The sequence below is a fragment of the Mycobacterium sp. UM_Kg1 genome (assembly GCF_000972925.1).
GTDB classification, from domain to species: Bacteria; Actinomycetota; Actinomycetes; order Mycobacteriales; family Mycobacteriaceae; genus Mycobacterium; species Mycobacterium hiberniae.
The window spans coordinates 1-5,103 of sequence record NZ_JRMK01000205.1 but is presented as its reverse complement, the minus strand read 5'-3'; the positions used below and the strand labels follow the sequence as shown (position 1 = coordinate 5,103).

General features: G+C 66.0%; 6 protein-coding genes. All 6 read left to right on the top strand.

Annotation, left to right across the window (positions count from 1 at the left end; translation table 11 throughout):
* Positions 1-162: 162 nt before the first annotated feature.
* The 6 genes from LI92_RS19655 to LI92_RS19630 are packed head-to-tail and all read left to right on the top strand — an operon-like array spanning position 163 to position 5,095.
* The gene (locus LI92_RS19655; RefSeq protein WP_046321928.1) at positions 163-708 is read left to right on the top strand and encodes a carboxymuconolactone decarboxylase family protein; all 546 of its coding nucleotides are present in this window, start codon (positions 163-165) and stop codon (positions 706-708) included.
* Positions 709-712: 4 nt separating this feature from the next.
* Complete coding sequence (locus tag LI92_RS19650) at positions 713-1,990, top strand: aromatic ring-hydroxylating oxygenase subunit alpha (RefSeq protein WP_046321927.1); 1,278 nt, start codon at positions 713-715, stop codon at positions 1,988-1,990.
* Positions 1,974-2,297 (top strand): hypothetical protein, encoded by a 324-nt coding sequence (locus LI92_RS19645; protein WP_046321925.1) that lies wholly within the window; start codon positions 1,974-1,976, stop codon positions 2,295-2,297. Before LI92_RS19650 ends, LI92_RS19645 begins: the two co-directional genes overlap by 17 nt.
* Positions 2,298-2,299: 2 nt before the next feature.
* Entirely contained in the window at positions 2,300-3,529 is a 1,230-nt protein-coding gene (locus LI92_RS19640) for a metal-dependent hydrolase family protein (RefSeq protein ID WP_046321923.1), read from the top strand.
* Positions 3,513-3,935: a nuclear transport factor 2 family protein gene (locus tag LI92_RS19635; RefSeq protein ID WP_046321921.1), complete on the top strand. Its 423-nt coding sequence runs from the start codon at positions 3,513-3,515 to the stop codon at positions 3,933-3,935. The genes LI92_RS19640 and LI92_RS19635 overlap by 17 nt, the downstream gene beginning before the upstream one ends.
* Entirely contained in the window at positions 3,932-5,095 is a 1,164-nt protein-coding gene (locus LI92_RS19630) for an acyl-CoA dehydrogenase family protein (protein WP_046321919.1), read from the top strand. The genes LI92_RS19635 and LI92_RS19630 overlap by 4 nt, the downstream gene beginning before the upstream one ends.
* Positions 5,096-5,103 lie beyond the last annotated feature (8 nt).

Below are 5,103 nucleotides of genomic sequence, written 5' to 3'. Positions count from 1 at the left end.
CCCCGCCACCGGCGACGCCGATACGCCGGTGAACCCGGCCGCCCTAGCCGCTACGGCGCAGCGCGCCACCTGCTTGGACGGCAGACGGTTGACCAATCCGGCCGAACATGGAAATCTGTTGGTCAAATATGAGAATGCAATTCTCATCAACGAGGAGTGAGCATGCGCCTAGCTGAGCTGTCGGAGTCCCACTGGGACGAACCCGACGTGCAGCGGGCGCTGGCCCAGATGTTGCCGGAGGAGCGCCGCAACGCCCGCGAGGCAGGCAATGCACTGGCGATGCTCGTGCACCATCCGAAGCTGGCCAGAGTGTTCCTGCGCTTCAACGTCCATCTGCTCTACGGCTCGACGCTCCCGGCGAACCTGCGCGAACTGGCCATCTTGCGTACCGCCTACCGCCGCAGGTGCGAGTACGAGTGGACACATCACGTCGCGATGGGCAAGCAGGCCGGCCTCACCGACGACGACATCGCCGACCTGCAACACAGCACCGGCCGCGACGAACTCCACCAGGCCGTGCTCGACGCGGCCGACGAACTCGACACTGACTCACGCCTCTCGCCCGCCACCGAAGCAGTCTTGACCAAGCATCTCGACGAGCACCAGCTGATGGATCTCGTTTTCACGATCGGCTGCTACAGCATGCTGGCCATGGCCTTCAACACCTTTGGCGTTGAGCTCGACGAAAACCCGGAATCAGAGAGGTAAACCCGTGCCCCACTTCCCCAAGCCGGCTGCTGGCAGCTGGACGCAGAACTATCCCGAACTGGGCACTGAGCCAGTCGATTACAGCGACTCGATCGATCCCGCGTTCTACGAGGCCGAACGCGAGGCGGTCTTCAAGCGCATGTGGATCAACGTCGGTCGCGTCGAACGGCTCCCCAAGACCGGCAGCTACTTCACCCGGGAACTGCCCTCGGTGGGCAAGGGCACCTCGATCATCGTCGTCAAGACCAAGGACGGGGCGGTCAAGGCCTATCACAACATCTGCCGTCACCGCGGGAACAAGCTGGTGTGGAATGACTTCCCCAACGAGGAGACCTCCGGCACCTGCCGGCAGTTCACCTGCAAGTACCACGCCTGGCGCTACAGCCTGGACGGCGACCTGACCTTTGTCCAGCAGGAGGACGAGTTCTTCAACCTCGACAAGAGCGAGTACGGCCTGGCAGGCGTGCGCTGCGAGGTATGGGAGGGCTTCATCTTCGTCAACTTCGACGACCACGCGCAGCCGCTCGCCGACTACCTCGGCCCGCTGGCCAAGGGGATCGAGGGTTACCCGTTCGGCGAGATGACCGAAACGTACTCCTACCGAGCCGAAGTCGGCAGCAACTGGAAGCTCTTCATCGACGCGTTCATCGAGTTCTACCACGCGCCGATCCTGCACCAGGGGCAGTACACCAAGGAAGAAGCCGCCAAGATCCAGAAGTTCGGCTACGAAGCGCTGCACTATGAGCTGTCCGGACCGCACAGCCTGCAGTCGACGTGGGGTGGCCAGGCGCCGCCCCCCGACATGTCTATGGTCAAGCCCTTGGACCGGGTGCTGCGCAGTGGGCTGTTCGGCCCGTGGGACAAGCCGGAGCCCATCGCCAACCTCAAGGAACTGCCGCCGGGCGTGAACGTCAAGCGAGCGCCGCAGTGGGGCATCGACTCGTGGCTGTTCTACCCGAACTTCATGCTGCTGATCTGGGAGCCGGGCTGGTATCTGACCTACCAGTACTGGCCGACCGCCGTCGACAAGCACACCTTCGAGGCCAACCTGTACTTCGTGCCGCCGAAGAACGCGCGCGAACGCCTGGCCCAAGAGCTGGCCGCCGTCACGTTCAAGGAGTACGCGCTCCAGGACGCCAACACCCTGGAAGCCACCCAGACCATGATCGGCACCAAGGCCGTCAAGGACTTCCTGCTGTGCGACCAAGAGATCCTCATCCGCCACCTGCACAAGGTGAACCGCGACTTCGTAAAGGAGTACCACAGTGCCGCTACCGTCTGAGTTCGCCGCCCTGGAACCCTTTTTGGACTGGGACCTGGCTCATGAGCCCGACCGCTACGCCAAGCGGCTGGCGTCATCCATGGCCGAGATGCAGCAGTTCTACGATGTCGCGTTCCCGCTGCTGGACGACGTCGTCACCTACTGCGACAAGTTCCCGCTGGACGACCTGCCAGATGACGCAAAGACGCTCATGCACATCATGCAGTCGCTCGTCATGGTGTCGTTTCCGATCGAGGCATGGAAGCAGCCGCGCGTCCCGGACAGCGGCGCGGCGTGGGTGGAACTGCTGAGTGAGCCGGTGATCTAAGGGTGCTGACGCTCAAGGCGGCAGGGCTTGTCGACGTCGAATCCGGAGTCCTCATCCGGCCCGGCATCGTGCACGTCGACGGGGACCGGATCGTCGGAATCGGCGAACGTGCCCCGGGCGGCGTCGAAGCCGACGAGGTGATCGACCTCGGCGACTCGATTCTGCTGCCCGGGTTGATGGACATGGAGGTCAACCTGCTGATGGGGGGCCGGGGCGAGAATCCCGGCCTGTCCCAGGTGCAGGACGACCCACCGACCCGGGTGCTGCGGGCGGTGGGCAACGCGCGGCGCACGCTGCGCGCCGGGTTCACCACGGTCCGCAATCTGGGCCTGTTCGTCAAGACCGGCGGATACCTGCTCGACGTGGCGCTGGGCAAGGCGATCGATGCCGGGTGGATCGAGGGGCCGCGGGTGGTGCCGGCAGGGCACGCGATAACCCCCACCGGCGGGCACCTGGACCCCACGATGTTCGCGGCTTTCATGCCCGGCGTGCTGGAGCTGAGCATCGAGGAGGGTATCGCCAACGGAGTCGACGAGATCCGCAAAGCGGTCCGCTACCAGATCAAGCACGGCGCGCAGCTGATCAAGGTGTGTTGTTCCGGTGGCGTGATGTCGCTGACCGGCGAGGCCGGCGCGCAACACTATTCGGACGAGGAACTGCGGGCGATCGTCGACGAGGCGCACCGCAGGGGTCTGCGGGTTGCCGCGCACACCCATGGCGCCGAAGCCGTCAAACACGCGGTGGCATGCGGCATCGACTGCATCGAACACGGCTTCCTGATGGACGACGAGGCCATCCGGATGCTGGTCGACAACGACCGCTTCCTGGTCACCACGCGGCGTCTGGCCGAGGCCATGGACGTGTCCAAGGCGCCCGCCGAACTGCAGGCCAAGGCGGCCGAGATGTTCCCCAAGGCCCGCACGTCGATCAAGGCGGCCTATGAGGCCGGGGTGAAGATCGCCGTCGGAACCGATGCGCCGGCCATCCCGCACGGGCGCAACGCCGACGAGCTGGTCACGCTGGTGGACTGGGGTATGCCGCCGGCCGCCGTCCTGCGGGCTGCGACGGTGACCGCCGCCGAGCTCATCAACGCCGGCGACCGCGGGCGGCTGGCGGAGGGCCTACTGGCCGATGTCATCGCGGTTCCCGGGGATCCGCTGACCGACATCGGCGTCACCCGCAACGTGAACTTCGTCATGAAAGGCGGCAAGGTATATGTCAACAAGAATTGACGACTTGGTCGAGATCCAGCAGACGCTGGCCCGCTACGCGGTGACCATCACCCAGGGCGATATCGAGGGCCTGGTGGCGGTGTTCACCGAGGACGGCACCTACAGCGCCTTCGGCGAAACCTATTCGCTGGACCGGTTCCCGGTACTGGTCGAGGCGGCGCCCAAAGGCCTGTTCATGACCGGCACCCCGGTGATCGAGCTGGACGGCGACACCGCGACCGGCACCCAGCCGCTGTGCTTCATCGACCACGCCAGCCACGACATGCGCATCGGCTACTACAACGACACCTATGTGCGTACCCCCGAGGGCTGGCGGCTGCGGACTCGGGCGATGACGTTCATCCGTCGCAGCGGGGCCCATGACGCCGGGCGTCCGCACGCGGTCGGCCGTCCGTCCGCCCAATGACCACGCCGACCACAACCGGGGGCGCCGTCGGCGAAAGTCCGAGCTCGGAGGTCGATATCGCGCAGTTTCAGGCGGAGCTGCGCGCCTGGCTCGACGCCAACGATCTGAGCCCCGGTCCCGACGCGTCGCTGCAGGGACACCTCAAACAGTTCGCCCGCGTCTCGGCCGCCCTCTACGAGGCGGGCTGGATGCGTTACGGCTGGCCCGTCGAGGCCGGTGGACTGGGCGGCCCGGCGATGCTGCGGGCTGTCGTCGGCGAAGAGGTGGTCGGTCGTGGACTGGCCGAGCCCGGGCCGTACTCGATGCTGGAAGTGCTGGCGCCCACCATGATCGACTACGCCTCACCTGAGCTTGCAGCAGAGATGGTTCCGCGCCTGCTCTCCGGCCGCGAGCAGTGGTGTCAGGGCTTCTCCGAGCCGGGCTCCGGCAGCGACCTGGCATCGCTTTCCACCCGGGCCACCGCGCGCGGCGAGAAGTGGGTGATCAACGGCCAGAAGGTCTGGACCAGCTTCGCCCAGTACTCCCACCGCTGCATTCTGTTGACCCGCACGGGTGGCGCCGATACGCCGAATCACCAAGCCATCACCGCGTTCTTCGTCGACATGGACACCCCCGGCATCGAGGTGCGCCCGTTGGGCACCATGCACGGCGTCGACGAGTTCTGCGAGGTCTATTTCGACGATGTCGTCGTGGACGGCTCCCGGATGCTCGGCCGGCCGGGCGACGGCTGGCAGCTGGCCATGGACCTGCTGCCGTTCGAACGTTCCACCTGCTTCTGGCAGCGCATCGCCTACCTGTATTCGCGCTTCGATGCGCTGATCGCCGAGGTGAGGCGCCAGGGCGCAGCGGTCGACGATGAGCTGGGCGCGGTGTACCTGGCGCTGCACACACTGCGCTGCCGGTCCCGCGGCACCCAGCACCGGCTTGCCGACGGGCACCGGCTGGGCCCGGACACCTCCATCGACAAGGTGCTGCTGGCCGGCGCCGAACAGCTGCTCTACGACACCACGCGTGACCTGCTTCCGGGCCTGATCGAACTCGACGACAGCAGGTGGCGCCCGGAGTACCTGTACTCACGCGCGGCCACCATCTACGGCGGCACCGCCGAGATCCAGCGCAACATCATCGCCCGCCGACTACTCGACCTCGGGAAGGAGTGACGATGAGC

What these genes read in the sequence shown, in the direction of transcription:
- LI92_RS19655 (WP_046321928.1), top strand. Translation starts at nt 163, where the DNA reads ATGCGCCTAGCTGAGCTGTCGGAGTCCCACTGGGACGAACCCGACGTG.
- LI92_RS19635 (WP_046321921.1), top strand. Translation starts at nt 3,513, where the DNA reads ATGTCAACAAGAATTGACGACTTGGTCGAGATCCAGCAGACGCTGGCC.
- LI92_RS19630 (WP_046321919.1), top strand. Translation starts at nt 3,932, where the DNA reads ATGACCACGCCGACCACAACCGGGGGCGCCGTCGGCGAAAGTCCGAGC.